Origin of the sequence: Roseateles sp. 22389 (genome assembly GCF_052044995.1) — a bacterium.
Taxonomy (GTDB): domain Bacteria; phylum Pseudomonadota; class Gammaproteobacteria; order Burkholderiales; family Burkholderiaceae_C; genus Roseateles.
The window spans coordinates 107,171-129,957 of the sequence record NZ_JBQEOF010000002.1; the positions used below are offsets into that span (position 1 = coordinate 107,171).

Annotated in this window: 27 protein-coding genes, 1 tRNA gene and 1 other RNA gene; 11 read left to right on the forward strand and 18 right to left on the reverse strand. The window is 70.0% G+C overall.

All coding sequences use genetic code 11. The features are described 5' to 3' along the window. Positions 1 to 10: 10 nt before the first annotated feature. The 4 genes from ACTJKJ_RS03505 to dnaX form a co-directional block, all read right to left on the reverse strand. On the reverse strand, positions 11 to 400 hold the full coding sequence (locus tag ACTJKJ_RS03505) for an MAPEG family protein (protein WP_297383633.1): 390 nt from the start codon (positions 398 to 400) through the stop codon (positions 11 to 13). A gap of 69 nt (positions 401 to 469) precedes the next feature. Then, on the reverse strand, positions 470 to 1,057 hold the full coding sequence (recR, locus tag ACTJKJ_RS03510) for a recombination mediator RecR (protein ID WP_440819619.1): 588 nt from the start codon (positions 1,055 to 1,057) through the stop codon (positions 470 to 472). Positions 1,058 to 1,067: 10 nt separating this feature from the next. Then, the gene (locus tag ACTJKJ_RS03515) at positions 1,068 to 1,397 is read right to left on the reverse strand and encodes a YbaB/EbfC family nucleoid-associated protein (RefSeq protein ID WP_091723332.1); all 330 of its coding nucleotides are present in this window, start codon (positions 1,395 to 1,397) and stop codon (positions 1,068 to 1,070) included. Positions 1,398 to 1,513: 116 nt separating this feature from the next. Then, positions 1,514 to 3,745 carry a DNA polymerase III subunit gamma/tau gene (gene dnaX / locus ACTJKJ_RS03520; RefSeq protein ID WP_440819620.1) on the reverse strand — a complete coding sequence of 744 codons (2,232 nt, stop codon included), beginning with the start codon at positions 3,743 to 3,745 and terminating at the stop codon, positions 1,514 to 1,516. Between the two features lie 110 nt (positions 3,746 to 3,855). Between dnaX and ACTJKJ_RS03525 the strand changes: the two genes are divergently transcribed. Continuing rightward, positions 3,856 to 4,986, forward strand: coding sequence for an AIR synthase-related protein (locus tag ACTJKJ_RS03525; RefSeq protein WP_147241701.1), 1,131 nt, complete (start codon positions 3,856 to 3,858; stop codon positions 4,984 to 4,986). 84 nt (positions 4,987 to 5,070) lie between these two features. Here ACTJKJ_RS03525 and ACTJKJ_RS03530 read toward each other — a convergent pair whose 3' ends face one another. Both ACTJKJ_RS03530 and ACTJKJ_RS03535 read right to left on the reverse strand, forming a co-directional pair. Then, positions 5,071 to 5,448 (reverse strand): hypothetical protein, encoded by a 378-nt coding sequence (locus ACTJKJ_RS03530; RefSeq protein WP_440819621.1) that lies wholly within the window; start codon positions 5,446 to 5,448, stop codon positions 5,071 to 5,073. Between the two features lie 3 nt (positions 5,449 to 5,451). Next, the gene (locus ACTJKJ_RS03535; RefSeq protein WP_440819622.1) at positions 5,452 to 5,970 is read right to left on the reverse strand and encodes a hypothetical protein; all 519 of its coding nucleotides are present in this window, start codon (positions 5,968 to 5,970) and stop codon (positions 5,452 to 5,454) included. A 203-nt stretch (positions 5,971 to 6,173) separates the two neighbouring features. Between ACTJKJ_RS03535 and ACTJKJ_RS03540 the strand changes: the two genes are divergently transcribed. Beyond that, positions 6,174 to 6,551, forward strand: a complete 378-nt coding sequence (locus tag ACTJKJ_RS03540) for a SirB2 family protein (protein WP_091723319.1) — start codon at positions 6,174 to 6,176, stop codon at positions 6,549 to 6,551. A 69-nt stretch (positions 6,552 to 6,620) separates the two neighbouring features. Further along, the gene (locus ACTJKJ_RS03545; protein WP_297383622.1) at positions 6,621 to 7,406 is read left to right on the forward strand and encodes a class I SAM-dependent methyltransferase; all 786 of its coding nucleotides are present in this window, start codon (positions 6,621 to 6,623) and stop codon (positions 7,404 to 7,406) included. Positions 7,407 to 7,438: 32 nt separating this feature from the next. Here the strand turns inward: ACTJKJ_RS03545 and ACTJKJ_RS03550 are convergent, their stop codons facing one another. Further along, positions 7,439 to 7,861, reverse strand: coding sequence for a hypothetical protein (locus ACTJKJ_RS03550; protein ID WP_297383621.1), 423 nt, complete (start codon positions 7,859 to 7,861; stop codon positions 7,439 to 7,441). A 283-nt stretch (positions 7,862 to 8,144) separates the two neighbouring features. Here ACTJKJ_RS03550 and ffs point away from each other — a divergent pair. The 5 genes from ffs to ACTJKJ_RS03575 all read left to right on the forward strand — a co-directional run bounded on the left by ffs (position 8,145) and on the right by ACTJKJ_RS03575 (position 11,813). Continuing rightward, positions 8,145 to 8,242, forward strand: an RNA gene (gene ffs, locus ACTJKJ_RS03555) — signal recognition particle sRNA small type. 533 nt (positions 8,243 to 8,775) lie between these two features. Further along, a complete protein-coding gene (locus ACTJKJ_RS03560) occupies positions 8,776 to 9,204 on the forward strand; it encodes a DUF1810 domain-containing protein (RefSeq protein WP_440819623.1) in 429 nt (142 codons plus the stop codon). Beyond that, on the forward strand, positions 9,194 to 10,024 hold the full coding sequence (locus ACTJKJ_RS03565; RefSeq protein WP_440819624.1) for an AraC family ligand binding domain-containing protein: 831 nt from the start codon (positions 9,194 to 9,196) through the stop codon (positions 10,022 to 10,024). The genes ACTJKJ_RS03560 and ACTJKJ_RS03565 overlap by 11 nt, the downstream gene beginning before the upstream one ends. Before the next feature lie 88 nt (positions 10,025 to 10,112). Continuing rightward, positions 10,113 to 10,742, forward strand: coding sequence for a LysE family translocator (locus tag ACTJKJ_RS03570; protein WP_440819625.1), 630 nt, complete (start codon positions 10,113 to 10,115; stop codon positions 10,740 to 10,742). Between the two features lie 177 nt (positions 10,743 to 10,919). Further along, positions 10,920 to 11,813, forward strand: a complete 894-nt coding sequence (locus tag ACTJKJ_RS03575) for a DMT family transporter (protein WP_440819757.1) — start codon at positions 10,920 to 10,922, stop codon at positions 11,811 to 11,813. Positions 11,814 to 11,915: 102 nt separating this feature from the next. Here ACTJKJ_RS03575 and ACTJKJ_RS03580 read toward each other — a convergent pair whose 3' ends face one another. The 3 genes from ACTJKJ_RS03580 to ACTJKJ_RS03590 all read right to left on the reverse strand — a co-directional run bounded on the left by ACTJKJ_RS03580 (position 11,916) and on the right by ACTJKJ_RS03590 (position 14,819). Beyond that, on the reverse strand, positions 11,916 to 12,344 hold the full coding sequence (locus ACTJKJ_RS03580) for a hypothetical protein (protein ID WP_297383572.1): 429 nt from the start codon (positions 12,342 to 12,344) through the stop codon (positions 11,916 to 11,918). 137 nt (positions 12,345 to 12,481) lie between these two features. Beyond that, a complete protein-coding gene (locus ACTJKJ_RS03585; RefSeq protein WP_440819626.1) occupies positions 12,482 to 13,336 on the reverse strand; it encodes a glycosyltransferase in 855 nt (284 codons plus the stop codon). Between the two features lie 73 nt (positions 13,337 to 13,409). Beyond that, positions 13,410 to 14,819 carry an FAD-containing oxidoreductase gene (locus tag ACTJKJ_RS03590; protein ID WP_440819627.1) on the reverse strand — a complete coding sequence of 470 codons (1,410 nt, stop codon included), beginning with the start codon at positions 14,817 to 14,819 and terminating at the stop codon, positions 13,410 to 13,412. 147 nt (positions 14,820 to 14,966) lie between these two features. Here ACTJKJ_RS03590 and ACTJKJ_RS03595 point away from each other — a divergent pair, with 147 nt between their 5' ends. Beyond that, the gene (locus ACTJKJ_RS03595) at positions 14,967 to 15,380 is read left to right on the forward strand and encodes a response regulator (RefSeq protein ID WP_099861889.1); all 414 of its coding nucleotides are present in this window, start codon (positions 14,967 to 14,969) and stop codon (positions 15,378 to 15,380) included. A 144-nt stretch (positions 15,381 to 15,524) separates the two neighbouring features. On the opposite strand, the gene ACTJKJ_RS03600 is transcribed toward ACTJKJ_RS03595, so the two are convergent. The 4 genes from ACTJKJ_RS03600 to ACTJKJ_RS03615 all read right to left on the reverse strand — a co-directional run bounded on the left by ACTJKJ_RS03600 (position 15,525) and on the right by ACTJKJ_RS03615 (position 18,584). Next, positions 15,525 to 15,615: transfer RNA gene (locus ACTJKJ_RS03600), tRNA-Ser, on the reverse strand. Positions 15,616 to 15,735: 120 nt separating this feature from the next. Continuing rightward, complete coding sequence (serS, locus tag ACTJKJ_RS03605) at positions 15,736 to 17,031, reverse strand: serine--tRNA ligase (protein ID WP_440819628.1); 1,296 nt, start codon at positions 17,029 to 17,031, stop codon at positions 15,736 to 15,738. A 129-nt stretch (positions 17,032 to 17,160) separates the two neighbouring features. Continuing rightward, positions 17,161 to 18,138, reverse strand: a complete 978-nt coding sequence (ispH, locus tag ACTJKJ_RS03610; RefSeq protein WP_255489468.1) for a 4-hydroxy-3-methylbut-2-enyl diphosphate reductase — start codon at positions 18,136 to 18,138, stop codon at positions 17,161 to 17,163. Next, positions 18,138 to 18,584: an FKBP-type peptidyl-prolyl cis-trans isomerase gene (locus tag ACTJKJ_RS03615; RefSeq protein ID WP_091723279.1), complete on the reverse strand. Its 447-nt coding sequence runs from the start codon at positions 18,582 to 18,584 to the stop codon at positions 18,138 to 18,140. Before ACTJKJ_RS03615 ends, ispH begins: the two co-directional genes overlap by 1 nt. Before the next feature lie 154 nt (positions 18,585 to 18,738). Between ACTJKJ_RS03615 and radC the strand changes: the two genes are divergently transcribed. Both radC and ACTJKJ_RS03625 read left to right on the forward strand, forming a co-directional pair. Further along, positions 18,739 to 19,407 (forward strand): RadC family protein, encoded by a 669-nt coding sequence (gene radC, locus ACTJKJ_RS03620; protein WP_440819758.1) that lies wholly within the window; start codon positions 18,739 to 18,741, stop codon positions 19,405 to 19,407. After that, positions 19,404 to 20,045 (forward strand): Smr/MutS family protein, encoded by a 642-nt coding sequence (locus ACTJKJ_RS03625; protein WP_440819629.1) that lies wholly within the window; start codon positions 19,404 to 19,406, stop codon positions 20,043 to 20,045. The genes radC and ACTJKJ_RS03625 overlap by 4 nt, the downstream gene beginning before the upstream one ends. Before the next feature lie 67 nt (positions 20,046 to 20,112). On the opposite strand, the gene ACTJKJ_RS03630 is transcribed toward ACTJKJ_RS03625, so the two are convergent. The 4 genes from ACTJKJ_RS03630 to ACTJKJ_RS03645 form a co-directional block, all read right to left on the reverse strand. Further along, positions 20,113 to 20,496, reverse strand: coding sequence for a hypothetical protein (locus tag ACTJKJ_RS03630; protein WP_091723272.1), 384 nt, complete (start codon positions 20,494 to 20,496; stop codon positions 20,113 to 20,115). 168 nt (positions 20,497 to 20,664) lie between these two features. Beyond that, entirely contained in the window at positions 20,665 to 21,099 is a 435-nt protein-coding gene (locus tag ACTJKJ_RS03635) for a group II truncated hemoglobin (protein ID WP_440819630.1), read from the reverse strand. Positions 21,100 to 21,154: 55 nt separating this feature from the next. Next, a complete protein-coding gene (locus ACTJKJ_RS03640) occupies positions 21,155 to 21,961 on the reverse strand; it encodes a MinD/ParA family protein (RefSeq protein ID WP_091725074.1) in 807 nt (268 codons plus the stop codon). Positions 21,962 to 21,963: 2 nt separating this feature from the next. Further along, a complete protein-coding gene (locus ACTJKJ_RS03645; RefSeq protein ID WP_440819631.1) occupies positions 21,964 to 22,683 on the reverse strand; it encodes a GGDEF domain-containing protein in 720 nt (239 codons plus the stop codon). Between the last annotated feature and the right edge of the window lie 104 nt (positions 22,684 to 22,787).

Genomic DNA, 22,787 nt, shown 5'->3' on the forward strand with positions numbered 1-22,787 from the left:
CGCTCCGTCGTCAGGCAAAGAACAGCCCGACCGACAAGGCCACGCCAATGGCCCAGGCCGCGCTGCGCAGCGTCGGCCGATCGGCGATGTACAGCGCGATGTAGACCAGGCGCACCGCGATGAAGGCCATCGCCAGCGCATCGATGCGGCCCTGGTCGTGCTGCATCTGCTGCGCCGCCAGCACGCCGGCGATGAACAGCGGCAGCGCCTCGAAGCTGTTGGCCTGCGCCGCGTTGGCGCGGGCCTGCCAGCCGGTCTGGCGGCCGAGCCAGGCGCGCGGATCGTGGTTGTCGAAGCCGCCATCACGGCGGCGCTTGCCGATGCCCTTGGACTTCGCCACCCAGGCGCACAGCAGCGGCAGCAGGCAGGCGACGATCAGGCAATGGTTGGCGATGGTCATCGAGCGCCCTCCCCGGGCGTGGCGTTGGGTGGATGCCGCGATGCGGTCGCGGCCGGCCGCGGCGGTCGGTCAGGTGGAGCGCCGGTCCACCAGCGCATGCGCGATCGTGCCCAGGTCCACGTACTCCAGCTCGCTGCCGACCGGCACGCCCCGCGCCAGCCGGGTGCTGCGCAGGCCGCGCGCGCGCAGCGCCTCGGCCAGCACGTGGGCGGTGGCCTCGCCCTCGGCGGTGAAGCTGGTGGCGAGGATGACCTCCTCCACCTGGCCGTCGGCGGCCCGCTCGAGCAACTGGTCCACGCCGATCTCGCGGGTGGACACGCCGTCCAGCGGGCTGATCCGGCCCTGCAGCACGAAGTAGTAGCCGAAGTAGGACGCGGTGCGCTCCATCGCGGCCTGGTCGGCCGGCGACTCGACCACGCACAGCAGCCGCGCGTCGCGGTGACGGTCCGAGCAGATGGCGCACAGCGGCGTCTCGCTGAAGGTGTGGCAGCGCTCGCAATGGCGCACGTTGCGCGCCGCATCCTGCAGCGCGCGGGCCAGCGCGTCGGCGCCGGCGCGGTCGTGCTGCAGCAGGTGGTAGGCCATGCGCTGGGCCGACTTCTGGCCCACGCCGGGCAGGCGCCGCAAGGCCTCGATCAACTGCTCGAGCGCGGTCACCGTCGTCCGATCAGAACGGGAACTTCATGCCCGGGGGCAGCGGCATGCCGGCGGTCAGCTTGGACATCTTCTCGGAGCTGACCTGCTCGGCGCGGCGCACGGCGTCGTTGAACGCGGCGGCGACGAGGTCCTCCAGCATGTCCTTGTCGTCGGCCAGCAGGCTGGGATCGATGGCGACGCGCTTGACGTCATGCTTGCAGGTCATCGTGACCTTCACCAGGCCGGCGCCGGACTGGCCTTCGACCTCGATGTTGCCGAGCTCGTCCTGCGCCTTCTTCAGGTTGTCCTGCATCGCTTGCGCCTGCTTCATCAGGCCGGCGAGTTGACCCTTCATCATGATCGTGATTCCTTGTTCAGAGATTCAATGGTGCGGTGGATGGCCGACCGGGGACGCGACCCGGAGGTCGATGCGATGGGCGGGATTGTCGCCCAGCGCCGGATCGGCCGCGGCGCCGGTCAGGCCGGCTTGATCGAGCCCGGCAGGATGCGCGCCGTCTTGAACTGCGCGAGCAGCTGCTGGACTTCCGGGTCCTCGAGGATGATGGCCTCGGCCTGCCGCTGGCGGGCGCGCACCGCCAGCGTGTCGCGCAGCGCCGGCGAGTCGGAGGCGCGCCCCGCCTCGATCTCGACGCGCGCCGGCTTGCCGGTCAGCGCCGTCAGCGCCGCCTGCAGCTTCTCCTGCAGGCCGGGCTGGCGCAGCGACTCGCGCTCGACGCGGAAACGCCAGCGCTGCGGCTCGGCGGTCTCGTCGATCTCCAGGCATTCGGCCTGCAGCGCCAGCTCGCGCGCCAGCGCGTTCAGGCCCAGCTGCGGCGCGAGCGCGTGCCAGCGCTCGCCCAGCGCGGTGGGGACCAGCACCACTTCCTCGATCGCGGTCGAGACGTAGATGCCATCGCCGGCGTTGTCGGGCACCGGATCGTCCATGTCCGGCATCGACATGCCCAGCGAGGCTTCCTCGTCCGACGGCGGCGGCACGTCCATCCAGGGCGGAGGGCCGTCGTCGTCGTGCGGCGGGGACAGGTCTTCCGGCTCCTCGGCGTCGGCATCGGCCTTGGCGGCCGCCAGCGGCGCCGCACGCGGACGCAGCCGGTCGCTGAAGCGCGTCGCCGGAGCGCCCGCCGGAGCGGCGCGCAAGGGGCCGGACGGCGCTGGCGCGCGAGGCGCTTCTTGCGCGGGAGCGGCCATGGTCGCGGGAGCTGGCGCGGGTTCCGGCGCGGGGGCAGGCGTGGGTTGCGGCACCGGCGCAGCGGCGCTGGGTTGGGGCGCCGCGGTGACCGGCTGAGATTCCGGCTCGGGCTCGGGGGCCGGTGTGAGCGGCGGTGTGGGCGTGGGTTCCGGCGCCGACGCGGATTCGGGGGCTGGCGCCGGCTCGGGCTCAGGGTCGGGTGCCGGCGCGGCGGCTTCCGCCACGCGCGGCACGGCCGGAGCCGGAGCCGGCATTTCCGGCGCACGCACCGGTTCCGCCTGGACCGGCGGCGCCGCGCTCACCGGCGGACGCGCAACCGGTGCGGCACTCGCCACCGGCGCCGGAGCGGGCGCGGTCCGCGCCGCGCTGCCCTCCGGCGCCGACGGCTGTCGAGCACCCTGCCCGTTCGGCCGGAACGCCATCATCCGCAGCAGCACCATCGTCAACCCGGCGTACTCGTCCGGCGCGAGCGGCAGTTCCTGGCGGCCGTGCAGCGCCATGCTGTAAATCAGCTGGATCTCGTCGGGCGGCAACTGGCTGGCCAGCGGCAGCAGCTCGGCCAGGTCGGGATCGCCCGCGTCGAGCGCCCCCGGCGCCGCCTGCGCCACGGCCAGGTGCTGCAGCGCCACCGCCAGGTCCTCGAGCGTGCCGCCCGCCGACAGCCCCATGTCGCGCAGCCGGTCCGAGGCGCCGACCAGCGCGGCGCCGTCGCCCGCGATCAGCGCGTTCAGGATGCCCAGCACATGGCCGCGATCGACGCTGCCCAGCATCTGGCGCACGCCGGCTTCCTTGAGCTCGCCCGAGCCGAAGGCGATCGCCTGGTCGGTCAGCGACAGCGCGTCGCGCATCGAGCCGCGCGCCGCGCGCGCCAGCAGGCGCAGCGCGCCGGGTTCGTTCGGGACGTTCTCGTTGCCCAGCACGCGCGTCAGGTGCTCCAGCACCGTCTGCGGCGCCATCGGGCGCAGGTTGAATTGCAGGCAGCGCGACAGCACGGTCACGGGGACCTTCTGCGGGTCGGTCGTCGCGAGGACGAACTTCAGGTACTCGGGCGGCTCCTCCAGCGTCTTCAGCATCGCGTTGAAGGCGGTGTTCGAGAGCATGTGCACTTCGTCGATCATGTAGACCTTGAAGCGCCCGACGACCGGCTTGTAGACGGCCTGGTCCAGCAGCTGGGAAATTTCCTCGACGCCGCGGTTGGAGGCGGCATCGAGCTCGACGTAGTCGACGAAGCGGCCGGCGTCGATGTCGCGGCAGGCGTCGCAGACGTTGCAGGGATGGGCGGTGATGCCGCCGGTGCCGTCCGGGCCGATGCAGTTCAGCGACTTGGCCAGGATCCGCGACACCGAGGTCTTGCCCACGCCGCGGGTGCCGGTGAACAGGTAGGCGTGATGCAGGCGCTGCTGCGTCAGCGCGTTGGCCAGGGCCTGCACGACGTGTTCCTGACCCATCAGCTCCTCGAAGGTGCGGGAGCGGTATTTGCGTGCGAGGACCTGGTAACTCATGGCGGGGCATTCTACGGGGGCGCACTCGCCCGCCGGCGCGCCGCCGGGCGGGCGGGCGGCGTCCGGGTTTGTCAGGAGGCCCGTGCGGCGCTGACGGATAATCCGCCGCCATGAGCACCCACGCCCCGCACGATCCTTCCTCCGGCACGCTGAGCTACGAACAGGCCGGCGTCAATTACGACCTGATCGACCCGCTGAAGATCAGCGCCCAGCGCGCCGCGGCCGCCACGGCCGTCCACATGAGCGCGCATGGCTTCACCGAGGTGAAGGCCTCGCGGGGCGAGTCGGCGTATGTCGTGGACGTGGGGCCGTTCTACATCGCCTCGATCGTCGAATGCCTGGGCACGAAGACCCTGGTCGCGGACGAGATGGCGACGCTCACCGGCAAGAGCTACTACGACGGCATCGCGCAGGACACGATCGCGATGGCGGTGAACGACCTGATCACGGTGGGCGCGACGCCGCTGGTGGTGCAGGCCTACTGGGCCGCGGGCGGCTCGGACTGGTTCGGCGACGCGCAGCGCGCACAGGCGCTGGTGGCGGGCTGGAAAAAGGCCTGCGACGTCTGCCAGGTGGCCTGGGGCGGCGGCGAGACGCCGGCGCTGGCGGGCATCGTGGAAGGCGGCCGCATCGACCTGGCGGCCTCCTGCACCGGCCTGATCAACCCGAAGGAACGACTGTCGGTCGGCGACAAGCTGGGCGCGGGCGACGCGATCGTGCTGCTGGCCTCGTCCGGCATCCACGCCAACGGCCTGAGCCTGGCGCGCAAGCTGACCGAGCGTCTGCCCCAGGGCTACCTGACGGAAGTCCAGCCGGGCCTGAGCTACGGCGACGCGCTGCTGGCGCCGACCACGCTGTACTCGCCGGTGACCGAGGCGCTGTACAAGGCCGGCATCACGCCGCACTACTGCGCGAACATCACGGGCCACGGCTGGCGCAAGTTGCTGCGCCACCCCGGCAAGTTCACCTACCGCATCCACACGGTGCCGCCGGTGACGCCGGTGCTGAAGTTCATGCAGGAGCACGCGCAGCAGGACGACCGCGAGGCCTATTCGACGCTGAACATGGGCGCGGGTTTCGCGATCTTCGTGAAGGCGGACCAGGCGGCGAAGGTGGTGGAGATCGCCAAGTCCTGCGGCATCGAGGCGTGGGACGCCGGCCGCGTCGAGGACGGCGAGAAGCAGTTGCTGATCGAGCCGCTGGACATCCGCTTCGGCGACGACGACCTGCAGCTGCGCTGAGCGAGGCCAGGTCTGGAGGCAATGAAGGGCGCTGAGGCGCCCTTTTTTGTCGCTCCTACCTTCTCGCCGAATGAATCCTGGCATTCAGCCTCCCGCTGCGTGAGCGTACTTTCGCCGCCCGGCAAAGATCCTCAGGGCGGCACGCACGTGCCTTGAGCGCTTCAAAACGTCACGCGAGTCCTGCTGAGAGAAGATCCGCTCAGTCAAATAGTCCGCGACGTTTCGGCGTCGCCTCAAGTATTCAAGGCCCTCCGCGATCAGCCTTTCACCGGCTTGTTCGTAATGGTGCTGGGTGCGCAGATGCACTTCGCTCCCCTTGTCGCCAATGACGGCCAACTCACGCGCCAGGATGAACACGCCGTAGTACGCGCGTGAAGCCGCGCTTCGCATGCTGCCCTCGCTTTGCCGAGAGACCAGGTGCTCCGCCACCTCCAAAAACTCGTCCGGATCGAATCGATGCATGCGTCACCTCTTCCACATGTCCCACCGATCCTCAAAGGCGCCACGCTTTGCATCGAGTCCGACGGTTCCCATCAGCGAGCGCAACGTGGGGACGGCAAACCAAACCCTGCTCATGGTCTTGATCTCAACGGACTCGAAGCAGAACTCGTCCTCCGCGAAACCCCAGAGCGTGAACAGCAGATCCAGTGTGGCCAGCTCTGGATCCCGCCTGATCTCCACGCTGATCTGACGGCCTCGTGAACACCGAATCAGCTCCTCTTCGAAGTGCCGTACGTCTTCGCGGGGTACGGCAGGATGCCTCGACAAGAACCATTCGATGATGTCGCTCCAATCCTCCGTGCCGCGCAGCGCCTGCAAGTCGTAGGGCCATTCGGACGGCGCGCAGGGATTGAGGCACGGATGAAACTTGTAGGGCGGCTGGGCCTTGCTGTCGACCCTCACCCAGCGGTAGTGTGGCCACTCCGCCTCCCTGCCCGACGCGGCCAGCACACCGCTCGGCTTGCATTCCACTTGATCAATCATCTTCACGACCTTTCGACTCACCGACCCACGTCGATGGAAGGCGCCCATTCTCGAAATCGCGGCGCGTCCTGCCATGACTCAAAGTGGTTCCTGGCGGGGGGTTGAAGCGGGCCCACCTTGGAGGGAAGTCGCTCGGCCTCTTGGGCCCTGCCCCGCGTTCCCCGGATTGACATCCCCCGCCCGGGTGACGAAGCTCCGCGCTCATGGACTGGTTCTATGGCCCGATGGTCGAGATGCATGCGCTGCTCGCGTGGTGCAGCGTCGGACTGTTCCTGGTACGTGGGCTGGCGCATCAATTCGGCGCGGCGTGGGTGATGGACGAGCGGCTCCGCACGCTCGTGTTCAGCAGCCATGTGCTGATCGTGGTGTCCGGGCTGAGCCTGTGGGGCGCGATGCACCACGACCCGCGCTACGAGCCCTGGATGACGGCGAAGTTCATCGCGCTCGGCGCGTACTTCGCACTCGGGCACTGGGGCATCGGACGCGGAGAGTTCCGCGTGGTCGGTTATCTGCTGGCGCTGGTCGCGCTCGGCTACGTCATGGCGGTGTCCATGACGCGCCAGGTCTTGCTCGGGCTCTGAGCCACCGCGCGCACGCGGCGCCCACAGGGCCTTGACGTCCACGAGCCATGCCGGGCGTAGCATCGGCCGATGACTTCCGCCCGCCCCATCCACGACGCCGCGCAGCGCGGCTACACCAGCGCCTCGGACAGCTACCAGCGTGGCCGCCCGGAGTATCCGGAAGCGCTCGCCGAATGGCTGGACGCGACGCTGGGCGCCCGCGAGGGCGCGCGCGTCGTCGATCTCGGCGCGGGGACCGGCAAGTTCACCAAGCTGCTGGCGCGTACGGGCGCGTCGATCACGGCGGTCGAGCCGGTCGACGCGATGCGGGCGCGGCTCGCGGAAAGCCTGCCTGACGTGCGGGCGCTCGGCGGGACGGCGGAGGCGATCCCGCTGGAGGATGGCGCGGCGGACGTGGTCGTCTGCGCACAGGCCTTCCACTGGTTCGCGAACGCGCAGGCGCTGCGCGAGATGCATCGCGTGCTGCGGCCGGGTGGGCGACTGGGGCTGGTGTGGAACGTGAGGGACGAGTCCCGCGACTGGGTCGCCGCGATCACCGAGATCATCACCCCCTATGAGGGCGATGCGCCGCGCTTCTACAAGGGGACGTGGAAGCAGCCTTTCGAGGGGCAGTCGCTGTTCGGGCCGCTGCAGCGGACGGTGCTGCCGCACAGCCACGTGGGGACCTTCGATCAGGTCGTGATCGATCGGATCCTGTCGGTGAGCTTCATCGCGTCGCTGCCGGAGACCGAGCAGCACGCGGTCGCGCAGCGGCTGCGGGCGCTGCGGGATCGCTTCGCCGAACTGAGAGCGCCGACGATCGCCTTCCCTTACGCGACCGAGGCCTGGTTGGCGGAGCGGCTCCCGTCGGCGTGACGGCGTGGCGAGCGCTCCGCTTGCGTGGCGGATCAGCCGACCAGCTTCCAGCCCGACTGCCAGAGCTGACGGACGGCCGCGGCCTGGAGCGCGCGGCGCAGCTCGGCGGGACGCTCGCCAGGTCGCGCGGCGTGAGGGGCGCTGATCCATTGCGGGCCGACCTCACGCGACACGCGAGCCTGGCCGTGGCGATCGGCGCGCAGCAGCGCGAGGCGCCAGACGGCATTCAGGCGCTGGGCGTGGGCGTCGTCGGCGAGCGGGCCAATCCAGTCGTCGCCTTGCAGGCGATGGGCGGCCTTGAGCAATTCGAGATCGGAGGGGAAGCGGGAGAACTCGGCGACCGGCTCGTCCCAGGGGTCGCGCAGCGTGCGCAGCGGCTGGGTGGGCGCGGTGGTGCCGTGAGCGGCACGGCGGCGGGTCAGCAGCGAATCGAACTGAGCCAGACGAGCGGACATGAAAAAACTCCGAGAGCCCACAGTGGTCACCGGCGTTTGCCGGCCCGGGGGCAATCGGAACCGCAACGCTTTAGCCGCATTTGTGAATCGCCCGCAAGTAGTTGGTAAATCGGCGATGGCCTGGGCGGGAGCGCGTCCCACGAGGTCCGGGGCGGATTTAACCACAGGCCCGCGGGGCACGTCGACCCGGGGGCGGCGGTGTTCGCACGCGTGGCGTGCGGAGATGCACGCCCGGGGAGCGCGCGGCCGGAGGGCTCGGAAAGCTCGGCTAGAATCCGCCGCTGACGGGCCTCCTCGCATGGAAGCGCGGCCAACCGGGTCAGGTGGGGAACCAAGCAGCCCTAACCGTTGTGACCAGTGCCGAGGGTAAGGCTCGTCAACCTCATACCCAGAATGAAACCGCCCGAGTGGCGGTTTTTTCGTTTCTGCGGCCCGCCGCGAGAATTCGCGGCAAGCAAATTTCGGTGAGCCCAACCGAAAGAATCACTTCCGCCACCCCGGGCATTTCCCGTTCTTATCGCGAGGCCCTCCCGGTCCTCCACGCGAGCCGCAATCGCCGCTATTACCACCGCCTCCGCCCGCTCCTCCACGGCCACCGCGGCTGCCGCCTCGCCCTCCACCACCACGCCGACCCTTGGCTTCTGCTGATCCAAGGCCGAGCGCGAGCAATCCGCCCAGCACGAGCAAACGCCGAGAAATGATCTGCGCCATACGGGTCTCCTCCCTTTGAAAACTTCAGTCTGAAAGAGGCGCTGCCTCGGGCGCATCGGAGGAACCCTCAAAGGATTGCCGCATCTCATCAATCGTGAGGAGAACCACCGCCGTCGGCTGAACTCCTTCCACCAAATGGGTTCCCTCCGATTCAGGCGTCCCCTTGCTAGAGTGCGCGGAATCCAGCCCCATCCACGACCGCCATGCCGGCCCCCTTCGACCTCGACCGCTTCCTCGACGCCCAGTCTCCTCAACTCGCCGACGTCCTCGGCGAGCTCAAGCGCGGTCGCAAGATCAGCCACTGGATGTGGTACTTCTTCCCGCAGCTCCGCGGCCTGGGTCTCAGCAGCACGGCCCAGTTCTACGGCATCGAATCCCTCGACGAAGCCGCCGCTTTTCTGGCCCACCCGGTCCTCGGCCCGCGTCTTCGCGAATGCGTGACGCTGATGAGCTCCCACCGCACCCGATCCGCCGAGCAGATCCTTGGTCAGGTCGACGCGTTGAAGTTTCGCTCCTCGCTGACGCTCTTCGTGCGCGCCTCTGGCAACGACGCCGTCTTCCTCGAAGCCCTCGACCGCTTCTACGATGGCCAGCCCGATCCGCGCACGCTGGAACTCCTCGATGTCCGCTGACTCCGCGCCTCGCGGCGCCGCCTTCACCCGCCTCCCCTGCCCGATCCCCGGCGTCGACATCGTCCGCGCCGACACCGCGCGCGCCTTCTCCCGTCACATCCATGACGAGTTCGGCATCGGCCTGATCGACCGCGGCGCTCAGAAGTCCGCCAGCGGCCGCGGCATCGTCGAAGCCGGCCCCGGCGACCTCATCACCGTCAACCCGGGCGAGGTCCACGACGGCCTGCCCATCGGCGACCGTGGGCGCGCCTGGCGCATGCTCTACCTCTCGCCGGAACTGGTGATGGACCTCCTGGCCGACATCGCCGAGGACGCGCCCACACGCGACGTCGAGTTCCACCACCCCGCCCTCCACGACGCCCGCATCGCCGCCCGCTTCGAGGCGCTCTTCCGCGCAATGACCTCGGAGCCCGCCGCCGCGGCCGACACGCTGCGCGCCGACTCCGCGCTCGTGCTGCTGCTCCAGGGCCTGCTCCGTCCCCGCGCGCCAGCGCCGACCGCGCTCCCTTCCGGCATCGCCGCCGCCCGCACCCGCCTCGATGACGAGCTCGCCTCCCCGGCGAGCCTCGCCGACCTCGCCCGCGAGGCCGGCCTGAGCCGTTTCCAGTTCCTGCGCGCCTTCACCCGCGCGACCGGCCTGCCGCCGCATGCCTACCTCGTCCAGCGCCGCCTGCAGCGCGCGCGCCGGCTCATCGATCTGGGCACCCCGCTGGCCGAGGCCGCCGCCGCCAGCGGCTTCTGCGATCAGAGCCACCTCACGCGCCACTTCGTCCGCTGCTTCGGCATCCCGCCCGGCGTCTACGCGGCCGCGCTGCGCTAAGCCGCCCGGCCCTGCAATTTCGTCCAAGACGCGCCGCCCCTCGCGGCCCGACCATGACCTCTCCGCAGCCATCGCATCGAGGTCCGCCGTGCCCTTCTCCTCGCTCTCCAATCCCGAGTTCCTGGTCACCTCGCTGATCGTCGTGGCCTCGCCCGGAACCGGCGCGCTGGTGACGCTCGCCGCCGGCCTGTCCAGCGGCGGACGGGCCGCGCTCGCGGCCGCCTTCGGCTGCACCCTCGGCATCGTGCCGCACATGCTGGCCGCGATCACCGGCCTGGCCGCGCTGCTGCATGCGAGCGCGCTCGCCTTCGACCTCGTGAAGTACGCCGGCGTCGCCTACCTGCTCTACATGGCCTGGATGTCGCTGCGCGAGCGCGGCGCGCTCGCCATCGATACGGCCGGACGGTCTCGCTCCGCGCGCGAGATCGTCGCCCACGCGGTGCTGGTGAACCTGCTCAATCCCAAGCTGTCGATCTTCTTCGTCGCCTTCCTGCCGCAGTTCATCGCCCACGACGAGCCCCGCCCGACGCCCTTGATGCTCGAGCTGTCCCTCGTCTTCATGGCGATGACCTTCGGCGTGTTCGCGGTCTATGGCGTCTTCGCCGCCGCGATGCGCGACCGCGTGCTGTCCCGCCCGCCGGTGCTGCGCTGGATGCGCCGCGGCTTCGCGGCCGCCTTCGTGGGACTGGGCGTCAAGCTCGCGCTGGTGCAGCGCTGAGGGCGTCCGCGCCGGTCGACCGGGCCGCCGAGCGACGGGCGCGGTAGTCGCCCGGTCCGCGACAACGCCTCGCTAGCATCGAGGCCCATGAGCACTCCGCCCTCACCGCCCGAAGCGTCGCCATCGGCCGCGTCGTCGCCCGTCGCGCCGCCTGCTTCCTCCGCGCCCGTCGCGGCGATGTCGCCGCGGGACGCCGTCGCGAAGGACGCCGCCGGCAGCTGGCTGCCGCTGCTCTTCGTCGCCGTCTGGAGCACCGGCTTCATCGGCGCCAAGTTCGGCCTGCCCGACGCGGAGCCGCTGACCTTCCTCGCCTGGCGCTACGCCGCGGTGATCGTGCTGATGCTGCCGGTGGTCCTGCTGCTGCGCGCGCCGTGGCCGCGCTCGCCCGCCGCCTTTGGCCACATCGCGGTCACGGGGCTGCTGGTCCACGGCGTGTACCTGGGCGGCGTCTTCACCGCCATTTCGCACGGGCTGCCGGCCGGCATCACCGCGCTGGTGGTGGGCCTGCAGCCGCTGGTGACCGCGCTGGGCGCGCGCGCCTTCCTCGGCGAGCGCATCGACCGCCTGCAATGGCTGGGGCTGGCGCTGGGCTTCCTCGGCGTCGGGCTGGTGGTGGCGCAGAAGGTGGCCGCGGTCGCCGGCGGCGCGCTGGTGACGATGCTGCTGCCCGCCGTGGTCGCGCTGGTCGGCATCACCGCCGGCACGCTCTACCAGAAGAAGTTCTGTCCCTCCTTCGACCTGCGCACCGGCTCGATCATCCAGTTCGTGCCCAGCCTGCTGGTGACCGCCGCGATCGCGGCCGCGACCGAGACGATGCAGGTGCGCTGGACCGGCCAGTTCATCTTCGCGCTGAGCTGGCTGGTGGTGGTGCTGTCGCTGGGCGCGGTCAGCCTGCTGAACCTGCTGATCCGCCGCGGCAGCGCGGTCAATGTCGCAAGCCTTTTCTACCTGACGCCGCCGACCACCGCGCTGATCGCCTGGGCCCTGTTCGGCGAGACGCTGAGCGGGCTGGCGATGGCCGGCATGGCGCTGGTCGCGATCGGCGTGTGGCTCGCGCGCAGAACCCGCTGAAGCGGCCGGCGGTTGGTCGGTCCCCGCGCCTCGCCCGCCGCATTTGCAGCAAGGAAAAAGGCGACCCGTGGGTCGCCTGCGGGGTGGGTGACGACAGCGGAATCAGTTGCGGTCGGCGCGCGCCGGCAGGTTGCTGTCGGAGCTGTTCGTCGACATGTCGGTGGTCGACGTGTCGCTGCCCATGGTCGACGTGCTGCCCTGGTTCATCGGCTGCGTCGGCGTTCTCACGCTCGGGTCCTGCCGCTGGTCGGTCGTCGTGTTGTTGCCGTTGTAGTCGCTGCCGGTGGCCGGCTGGCTGTTGCGCCAGTCGTTGGTCGTCGCGGGCTGACCGGTGCTCGGGTTGGCCGCGGGGGTCGCGGGCGGCGCCTTGTTCTGGTCATTGTTGTTGGACAGCGGATCCTGGGTCTGGTCGCGGGCGCCGACCGAGCCCGAGCTGCCGCCCTGGCCGCCGCTCTGTGCATGCAGGAAGCCGACGCCGGACGCCAGCGCGATCGCCATCGCCACGGTGGTGATCTTGGAACGTGAGTTCATGGTGGATCTCCTTGGAAGCTGAGGGTCGAGGTCTTGCCGGGAACGGTCGCGAACCCGCGTCGCATCGCGGATCGACGGGCCGTCCTTGCAGGCATTGACCGGCAATCCCGATGCCCGCGCGCATCGGCGCGGCCGGGTCACCGGTCGCGGACCACCGTCCGCGTCCTGCCCGGCACGAGTTCATCGAGCACCGCCCGCACCGCCGGCGCGCCCGCCGTTGTCGCGGGCACCGGCTCGGGCGTCAGCGGCTGCGTGAGCGCGCGCGCCTGCGCCGCGCCGCGGGACCCGGCAACCGCCGCCTGCGCCGCGACGCCGCGCAGGCGCTCGCCCAGCGCGTCGAGGCTGGCAGCCATCGCGTCCTCGTCCGCCTGCGCGTCGAAGGGCTCGAGGCTGATGCGCTCCTGCGCGATGCCCAGCCCCAGCGCATGGAAATAGCTGGCCTCGCTGACGACGCTGAGCTGGCTCGCGATCAGCCGGTGCACCTCGAGGTCAGGCATGTCCAGCTGGGACCCCTGCACCGAGCTGAGCACCGGCGTGCGCGTGATGCCGCCCGCCAGGCCGGCCAGCCGGTGAGCGTTCGGCAAATGCGCGTGCAGCACGTCCGCCTGCCGATTCCGGATCAGCCCCACCAGCACCTGGATCGCGTGCCAGGGCGGGTCGTCGGGCATCGCGACGATCACGACCTCGGCGCCCCGGCTCCGCATCCGTTCCGCGAACGCACCGTCGGCGGGACACACGACGGTGAAGCGCAGGCCATCGTCCGGACCGAGGCGCTCGAGCAGGCGCTCCACCAGTTCGGTCGCGCCGAGCCGGTCGGCGGCGGAGGCCAGGCCCGAGGGCGAGTCCTCGTTCGCCTCGTCCGGCGGCACGGCACCGACGACCTCGACCACATGCACCGCCTGCGACGTCGCCCCTGCGCCGGCCGACGCCGCCACGGGAACGGCGGGCAGCGCGGGGATCGTGCCGGGACGGCGAGCGGCGGGACGGTTCATCGGCGGCCTTTCACAACCGCCAGTCGCGGTGTTTCCCCGATTGGCAAACCCCATACCCGCGAGCGCGGCGCGCTCAGCCCGGCTCAGTCGCCGGCGGCAAGGGCTTCAGCGACTGCAGCACCGTCGGCAGCAGCTCGCTGACAGTGGGATGGATGCGCACGCCGCCGGCCGTCACCTCGGTGTACGGCCGCTTCGACGCGATGACATCGAGCAGCGACTGCACCGCCTCGTCGCCATCGACGCCCAGCACCGTCGCGCCGAGGATCGCCTTCGAACCCGCGTCGACCAGCAGCTTGATGAAACCTTCGGTCTCGCCCTTCTCGATCGCCCGGCCCACCCGCGTCATCGGTCGCGTGCCGATCAACGCCGCGCGACCGCTCGCGCGCACCTCGCGCTCGCTCAGCCCGATGCGCGCGAGGGGCGGATCGGTGTACAGCGCATAGGTCACGACCCGATCGCCGATGCCGCGCTCGGCGCCGTCGAAGAGATTGGCCGCGACCACTTCGAAGTCGTTCCAGGCGGTGTGGGTGAAGGCGCCGCGGCCGTTGCAGTCCCCGAGCGCCCAGATGTGCGGCACGCTGCTGCGCAGCCGGTCGTCGACGACGACATGACCGCGCTCGTCCACGCGCACGCCGGCCTGGTCCAGGCCGAGGTCGTCGGTGTTGGGCCGGCGGCCCGTCGCGATCAGCACGTGGCTGCCGCGGACCTCCGGCTCGCCGGTCTGGCAGTTCACCCGCACGGCGACGCCCTCGTCGGCCGGCGCGAGCTTCACGCATTCGGCGCCGGTGCGGATCGTCAGCCCTTCCCGCTCCAGGATCCCGCGCAGCGCCTCGGCCACGTCGGCGTCCTCGCGCGGGACCAATCGTGGCCCCCGCTGCACGACGGTGACCGCCGAACCGAAGCGCCGGAACATCTGCGCGAACTCCAGCCCGATGTAGCTGCCGCCGACGACCACCAGATGCCGAGGCAGTTCCTCGAGCGCCATGATCGACGCGTTGGTGAGCCAGGGCACCGCGTCCAGTCCTTCGACGCCGGGCTGCGCCGGCCGGCCGCCGACATTGAGGAAGAAGCGGTCGGCCCTCAGCCGGCGCTCGCCGACGGTGATCGTGTGGGGATCGACGAAGCGCGCGTGGCCCATGACCAGTTCCACGTTCGCCATGCTGCGCAGCCACTGCTCGACATTGCGGCGCGACTGGCCGGAGATGCGGTCCTTGCGCGCGACCACCGCGGGCAGGTCGACGCCGAAGCGCTCCGGCGGGCGCACGCCCCAGCGTGCGGCCTCGCGCACGACCCAGGCGGCATGCGCGCTGGCGACCATCGCCTTGGTCGGGATGCAGCCGGTATTCACGCAGGTGCCGCCGACGCGCGAGCGCTCGATGACGGCGACCCGCCAGCCGGCTTGCGACATCCGCTCGGCCAGCGCCGGGCCGGCTTGGCCGGCACCGATGACGATCGCGTCGAAGGTCTCAAGGGAAAGGCTCACGGCAATGCTCCTGGAAGAGGACCGTCGCGGAGTCTGCCACCGCGCCCCTGAATGGGGGCTGAGCGCTCCACAAATTCACGTGCGCCCGAGCCCCCTCGGTTTTCCACATGATTTTGTCAATTCGAAAAGCGCAAAATTGACACCATCATGAAAGTCGTTCTCGTCGAAGACTCGCCGCTGGTGCGCAAGCACCTGCTGGCGGCGCTGAAGGAGCAGCCCTTCCTGTCGGTGGTCGGCATCGCTGCGACGGAGGCCGAAGCACTGTGCACGGTCGGCCTGACGCGGCCGCACGTGGTCGTGCTGGACCTGTCACTGGCTTCGGGATCGGGGCTGGAGGTGTTGCGCAAGCTCCGGATGGCCGGCTTCGGCGGGACCATCCTGGTCCTCAGCAACCGCGAGGCGGAGATCTACGCTCCGCTGTGCGTGCAGAACGGCGCGAACGCCTTCTACGACAAGGGGCGCGAGTTCGAGCGCTTCCTCACCGACCTCAACATGCTGGCCGAGGCGCCCCGCCTCGCCGCCAGCCGGCCGATGACGCTGGGCTCGCTGCATTTGCGTTGAACGCCAGCGCGCGTGATGATCGGCTGATTCAATCCCTCGCGCCGGCGCTCCGACAAACTGGCCCCGGAGTTTTCAGGATTTCGCCCGACCAAAAAGAAAACCCGCTCGAGGCGGGTTTTCTAATTGCTTGATTCACAAGCATCTTGGCGGAGAGGGGGGGATTCGAACCCCCGGTACGGGGTTACCGTACGCCTGATTTCGAGTCAGGTACATTCAACCACTCTGCCACCTCTCCTGATTCGGTGCTCACCGTGGTTGTCAGCGAGTAAGCCTAAGAGTATAGCGAGGTTTTCCGAGCCTTGGCAACAAGTCTTTGGAGATTGTGCGAACGCCGCCGCCGCCGCGGCGCGCCGCCTCAGGCCTTCAGGACCTTCAGCCCGCCCAGGTAGGGCTGCAGCACTTCCGGCACGGCAACGCTGCCGTCGGCCTGCTGGTAGTTCTCCAGCACCGCCACCAGCGTCCGCCCCACCGCCAGGCCCGAGCCGTTCAGCGTGTGGACCAGCTCGTTCTTGCCCTGCGCGTTCTTGAAGCGCGCCTGCATGCGACGGGCCTGGAAGTCGCCCATGTTCGAGCAGGAGCTGATCTCGCGATAGGTGTTCTGCGCCGGCACCCACACCTCCAGGTCATAGGTCTTGGTCGAGCCGAAGCCCATGTCGCCGGCGCACAGCAGCACGGTGCGGTACGGCAGGCCCAGCTTGCGCAGCACCGCCTCGGCGTGGCCGGTCATCTCCTCGAGCGCCTCCATGCTGCGCTCGGGCTGCTCGATGCGCACCATCTCGACCTTGTCGAACTGGTGCTGGCGGATCAGGCCGCGCGTGTCGCGCCCCGCCGAACCCGCTTCCGAGCGGAAGCACGGGCTGTGCGCCGTCAGCTTCACCGGCAGGTCCTCGGCCTTCAGCACGCTCTCGCGCACGGTGTTGGTCAGCGAGATCTCCGAGGTCGAGATCAGGTACTGCTCCTGCTGCTCGTCGTCGCCGCCGCGCAGCACCCAGAACATGTCCTCCTTGAACTTGGGCAGCTGGCCGGTGCCCTCCAGGATCTCGCGGTTGACGATGTAGGGCGTGTAGCACTCGGTGTAACCGTGCTCGGTCGTCTGCACGTCCAGCATGAACTGCGCCAGCGCGCGGTGCAGCCGGGCCGCCGGCCCCTTCAGGAACGCGAAGCGCGATCCCGACAGCTTCGCGCCGGTCTCGAAGTCCAGGCCCAGCGGCGCGCCGAGGTCGACGTGGTCCTTGACCGGGAAATCGAAGCTCCGCGGCGTGCCCCAGCGGCGCACCTCGACGTTGCCGGTCTCGTCCGCGCCGGCCGGCACGCTGGCATGCGGCAGGTTGGGCACGCCCATCAGCATGCCGTTCAGTTCCTGCTGGATCAGCTCCAGCTTGTCCGCGCCCGCCTTGAGCTCGTCGGCGATGCCGCCCACCTCCGCCATCACGGCGCTGGCGTCCTCGCCCTTGCCCTTCAGCATGCCGACCTGCTTGGACAGCTGGTTGCGCTTGGCCTGCAGCTCCTCGGTGCGGGTCTGCACCTGCTTGCGCTCGGCCTCCAGCGCCTTGAAGCGCTCGACGTCCAGGAAGGGTTGCGGGTTCTTGCGCAGCTGCAGGCGCTCGATGACGGCGTCCAGGTCCTTGCGCAGCAGGGTGATGTCCAGCATGGTGTGTCTTTCGTGTCCTGCGCCAGTGGCGGTCCTATGGGGGAGCACCGGCGCTCGAATGGGGGAGTCGGTTCAGGAAGGTCAGCGGAGAGTCAGGCGGCGGCCCCGCGCGGGGACCGGCCGCGGCGATCAAGATCGATCGCTGGTGACCTCGGCCATCGACTTGTCGCCCAGCCCCATCGGCAGCGGGAAGCGCACGTGTTCCTCGACGCCCGGCAGCGTGCGCACCGTCGTCGCGCCCAGTTCGCGCAGCCGCGCGATCACGGCCTGGACCAGCACGTCCGGCGCCGAGGCGCCCGCCGTCAGCCCGACCTTGGAGCGGCCGTCGAGCCACTCGCCCCGCACGTCCTCGGCGGCGTCGACCATGTAGGCCGGCGTGCCCAGACGCTCGGCCAGTTCGCGCAGGCGGTTGCTGTTGGAGCTGGTGGGGCTGCCCACCACGACCACCACGTCCACCTGCGGCGCCAGCACCTTCACCGCGTCCTGGCGGTTCTGCGTGGCGTAGCAGATGTCCTGCTTCTTCGGCTCGCGGACCTGCGGGAAATGCCGCTTCACCGCGGCGAGGATCTCGGCCGCGTCGTCCACGCTCAGCGTCGTCTGCGTCACCACCGCCAGCTTCGACGGGTCCTTGACCCGCACGTGCGGCACGTCCGACGCTTCCTCGACCAGGTAGATCCCGTCGCTGAGCTGGCCCATCGTGCCCTCCACTTCGGGGTGGCCCTTGTGGCCGATCATGATGAACTCGTAGCCCTCGCGATGCAGCTTGGCCACCTCGACATGGACCTTGGTCACCAGCGGGCAGGTGGCGTCGAAGACCTGGAAGCCGCGCTGCTGGGCCTCCTTGCGCACCGCCTGGCTGACGCCGTGCGCCGAGAACACCAGCGTCGCGCCCGGAGGCACCTCGGCCAGGTCCTCGATGAAGATCGCGCCCTTGGCCTTGAGGTCGTTGACGACGTAGGTGTTGTGCACGATCTCGTGCCGCACGTAGATCGGCGCGCCGAACTTCTTCAGCGCGCGCTCGACGATCTCGATCGCGCGGTCCACGCCGGCGCAGAAGCCGCGGGGCTCCGCCAGCACGATGTCCTTGTCCATGGTCACGTCCGTCATCACAGCACCCCGATCAGCTGCACCTCGAAGCTGACGGGCTGTCCCGCCAACGGGTGGTTGAAGTCGAACAACAGCCAGTCCTCGCCGAGCTCGCGCACGACACCGGCGTACTGCCCCTGCCCGTCCGGCGTCGGGAACTGCACGACGTCGCCGACGTGGTACTGCTCGTCCGGATCGCCCAGTTCGCGCATCAGGCTGCGCTTGACGCGCTGCAGCAGCTCCGGGTTGCGCTCGCCGAAGGCCTCGCCGGGCGCCAGTTCGACGCGGGTGTGCGTGCCCTCGGCCAGGCCGATCAGCCGGGCCTCGATCGCGGGCGCGAGCTCGCCGGCGCCCAGCGTCAGCGTGGCCGGCAGCTTGTCGGCGAAGGTGTTGATCAGGTCCTGGCCGTCCGGCCCGCTCAGCCGGTAATGCAGGGTCAGGAAGGATCCTGGTTGAACGAGGTTCACTAGTCAGGGGGATTTTGGGAAACGAGGCGCGATTTTAGGCTGGAGCGCCGTGGTCCTTCCTCCGAGTCCCGCCATGACCGTTCTCGCCGTGTCTTCCTCCCCGTCCACCGCTGCCGCCGGTGCCGTCGCTGCCGCCCGTCCCGCCGGCTCCGCCATCGCCGCCCTGCCGCCCGAGACGCGCCCGCGGGAGAAGCTCGTCGCCCTGGGGCCGTCCGCCCTGGCCGACGCCGAGCTGCTCGCCATCCTGCTGCGCACCGGCCTGCCGGGCCGCTCCGTCCTGCGCCTGTCGCGGGACGTGCTGGACGAGTGCGGCGGCTTCCGCGGGCTGCTGCGCGAACCCGCCGCCGCGCTGGCCGGCATCAAGGGCTTGGGGCCGGCCAAGCGCGCCGCGCTGCTGGCGGTGCTGGAGATCGCCCGGCGCGCGTTCCGCGACGCGCTGGCCGACGGGCCGGTCTTCGAGTCCGCCCAGGCGGTGCGCGACTACCTGCGCCTCGAGTACGACGCCCGCCGCGCCGAATGCTTCGCCGTGATGTTCCTCGACACCCAGCATCGGCTGATCGCCCTGGAGACGCTGTTCCACGGCACCCTTTCCCATACCATTGCCTATCCCCGGGAGGTGGTGAAGCGCGCGCTGACCCTGGACGCCGCCGCCGTCGTCCTCGTGCACAACCACCCCTCGGGCCGCACCGATCCATCGCCGCAGGACGTCCAGCTGACGCGCGCGATGATCGAGTCGCTGGCCCTGGTCGACGTGAAGGTGCTGGACCACTTCATCGTCGGCGCGGGCCAGCCCGCTTCGATGACCGACCTGGGCCTGCTGTGACCGACCGACTGCGCAGCCTGCAAGACCTGCAGACGCTGCACCGAGAACTCAAGCTCCGCCAACGCGCGGAAGAGGAACGCCGCGAGCGCGAGGCCGCGCTGGCGCGGCTGCGCGAGCAGGAGGCCCGCGTCTTCGAGCTCACCGTGGGTCCGGTCGTGCCGCTGCCCGATCCGAACCGCGCGATCCTGCGCCACGGCCGGCCCGAGCCCGAGCCGCGCCAGCGCGAACTCGACGAGCAGAGAGCCTGGCAACAGGCGCTGTCGGACGACTTCGACGTGGACTCGCTGCTGGAGACCGACGAGACGCTGTCCTTCCGCCGGCCGGAGATCTCGGCCGAGTCGGTGCGCAAGCTCAGACGGGGCCACTGGGCGCTGCAGGCGCAGATCGACCTGCACGGCCTGCGACGCGACCAGGCCCGCGAGGTCCTGGGCCAGTTCATCCACGACAGCGCCCGGCGCGGCCTGCGCTGCGTGCGCGTCGTGCATGGCAAGGGCAACGGCTCGCCCGGGCGCGAACCCGTGCTCAAGGCCCGGGTGCGGCGCTGGCTGGTGCAGAAGCAGGAAGTGCTGGCCTTCGTGCAGGCCCGCGCCAGCGACGGCGGGGCCGGGGCGCTGATGGTCCTGCTGAACGCGACCTGAGGGTCGGCGCGCCGTGGTCGGCGCTTCGTTCCTGTGGGGGATTCCGGGCGGCGGAGCGCCGCTGCGGTCAGTGCAGCATCAGGCTGCTGTAAGGCGAGACCGGCGTGGTGAAGGCCATCAGCAGGCGCTCGGGACGGAACTCGCCGACCGAGTCGGCGCCCTGCCAGTGGGTCTCGATCGCGTGCTCCAGGCCCTTGAGCACGCAGAAGGACATGAAGGCGTGCTCGGCGTCCTCGCCGTCCATGTCGACGTGCTGCAGGCGGACGCAGGCGGCGCGCAGGAAGTTGAGCATCTGCATCGGGCTGTCCGTGTCCGGGCAGAAGCCGGCGCAGACCTCGATGTCTTCCCGGGCGTCTTCGGACAGCCACAGGCGGCCGTCGTCGATCCGGACATGCATCAGGTCGGGATTGGCTTCGATGCCGACCTCATCGTCGTGGAACAGCGTGGACATGATGGACGCGACAGTAGACGAAGCCGCCCGCGCCGTGTTCACCGCCAGCCCGTCGCGGCCGGCGTCGGTGTCAGATATGCACGCTGGTCGCGCCGTTTACATCATTTCGGCCCGCCGGCAAGCGAACCGGACCGTCCCCAGCGCCACGCGGCGCCGACCCGCGCGGCCTCAGACGTTGCGCATCCAGTCCGCCGTGTGGGCGAAGGAGGCGGCCAGCCGCCGCTGCAACTCGACGTCGAGTTCGCACTCGGCCATCGCCTGCGTCATGGCGGCCATCCACTGGTCGCGCTCGGCGATGCCGATGCGATAGGGCATGTGGCGCGCGCGCAGCCGCGGATGCCCGAAGCGTTCGACGAAGTGGTCCAGACCACCAAGCCAGCCGCACAGGAACCAGAACAGCTTGTCGCGCGAGCCGTCCAGCGTCGTCGGATGGATCGCGCGCAGCTGCGCGAAGCGCGGCTCCAGGTCCATCAGGTCGTAGAAGCGGTCGACCAATCGCCGCACGGCGTCCTCGCCACCGACCCACTCGAAGGGGGTGGCGGGCGCAGCCGTCGGGGGGACCGCGGTGCCGTCGGCGGCACCGGTCTCGGGGGAATCGGACATCGGGGAGGGAGCGCTGAAAGAAGCGCTGAAATAGGGCGCTGGAAGCGGGAAAGGTTCAGGGATGCCCGGCCGATTGTTCCAGCAACTTCGCGGCCAGCCCGCGGATGCCCTGCGCCGCGTCGCAGCCGGGGTAATGCTCCAGCAGCAGCTGGCGCTTGAGCACCGCTTGCCGGACCATCGGATCGTTCTTGACCTCGCCCAGCAGTTCCAGCTTGAAGGTCTGGCCCGGCGTCGGGCCGACGAAGCGCTGCAGCACCTGCTGCAGCTGGCCGCAGATCAGCTTGCCCTCGCCCGGCCGGTTGGCCTGGTTCAGGATGAGCCGCACCTGGCGGCGCTCCTGCTGCGTCGCCAGCACCTTGATGGTGGCGTACGCGTCCGTGAGCGAGGTCGGCTCCGGCGTCGCGACGACCAGCACGTCATGCGCCATCGAGACGGCGAACAGCACCACGTCGGAGATGCCCGCGCCGGTGTCCAGCAGCACGTAGTCGAAGCGCGGCCGCACCACCTCGAGGATGTGCAGCAGCTTGTCCCGCACGTCGGGCGTCAGCCGCGAATACTCCACCATGCCCGAGCCCGCCAGCAGCACATGGAAGCCACCGGGCGCCGGCAGGATGGCCTGATCCAGGGTGCAGCGCTCGGTGAAGACGTCGTGCAGCGTGAGCTTGGGATGCAGGTTCAGCACCACGTCGAGATTGGCCAGGCCGAGGTCGGCGTCCAGCACCAGCACGCGCTCGCCGCGCGCAGCCAGGGCCGCCGCCAGGTTGGCGGTGACGAAGGTCTTGCCCACGCCGCCCTTGCCGCTCGTGATGGCCAAGGTACGAGCGCCTCCGCGGGCCTGGGGTGCAGCAGGAGCTGTTGTCATGCTCATTCACTATCCTGTTGCGTTACGGCGAACAACATGCCCTTTTCCTCGGCGCTCACCAGCGAGTCCACATGGCTCTCCAGGCAGGCGCGATTGCGGCCCTCGGCCTTGGCGCGGTAGAGCTGGCGGTCGGCCCGCTCCGTCCAGATCAGCGTCGACGAGCGCACCCACTGCGGCGCGAACGCCCCGCCGATGCTGATCGTGCAGGTCAGCGGCGGCTGGCCGCCGCCCAGGCTGATGGCCAGCGCCTGCACCCGTTGCCGGATGCGCTCGGCCACGACCACGCCGAACGAGGTCGGGCAGTTGGGCAGGATGATGGCGAACTCCTCGCCACCGATCCGCGCCACCGTGTCCATCGGGCGCACTGTCTGCGCGATCGACTGCGAGACCGCGCGGATCACCAGGTCGCCGGCCGCGTGGCCGTGCTGGTCGTTGACCGCCTTGAAGTGGTCGATGTCCAGCATCAGCAGCAGGGCCGGTTCGCCGGAACGCGCCACCCGATCGACCTCGCGGCCCAGCGCCATCTCGAAGCTGCGGCGGTTGACCAGGCCGGTCAGCGCGTCCTTGCTCGAGAGGTCGCACAGCGCGTCGACGATGCCTTGCAGCCACGGTTCCGAATACGGCTCCGCGTCGGGCAGCATCGCGCCGGCCTGCTGCAGCAGCTGCAGGGCCAGATCCAGGCGCAGCTGGTGCGCGGCAATGAGACTGTGCGGTGCGTCCAAGGTGGGAAGGGGCAATTTCCGGCGCAGTCTAGCGGCTTCCCCCTCTAATGAGCGTGCAGAAATGAGGGGTTCCCCCCACCTCTTTCACAGATCAAAGAGACCAA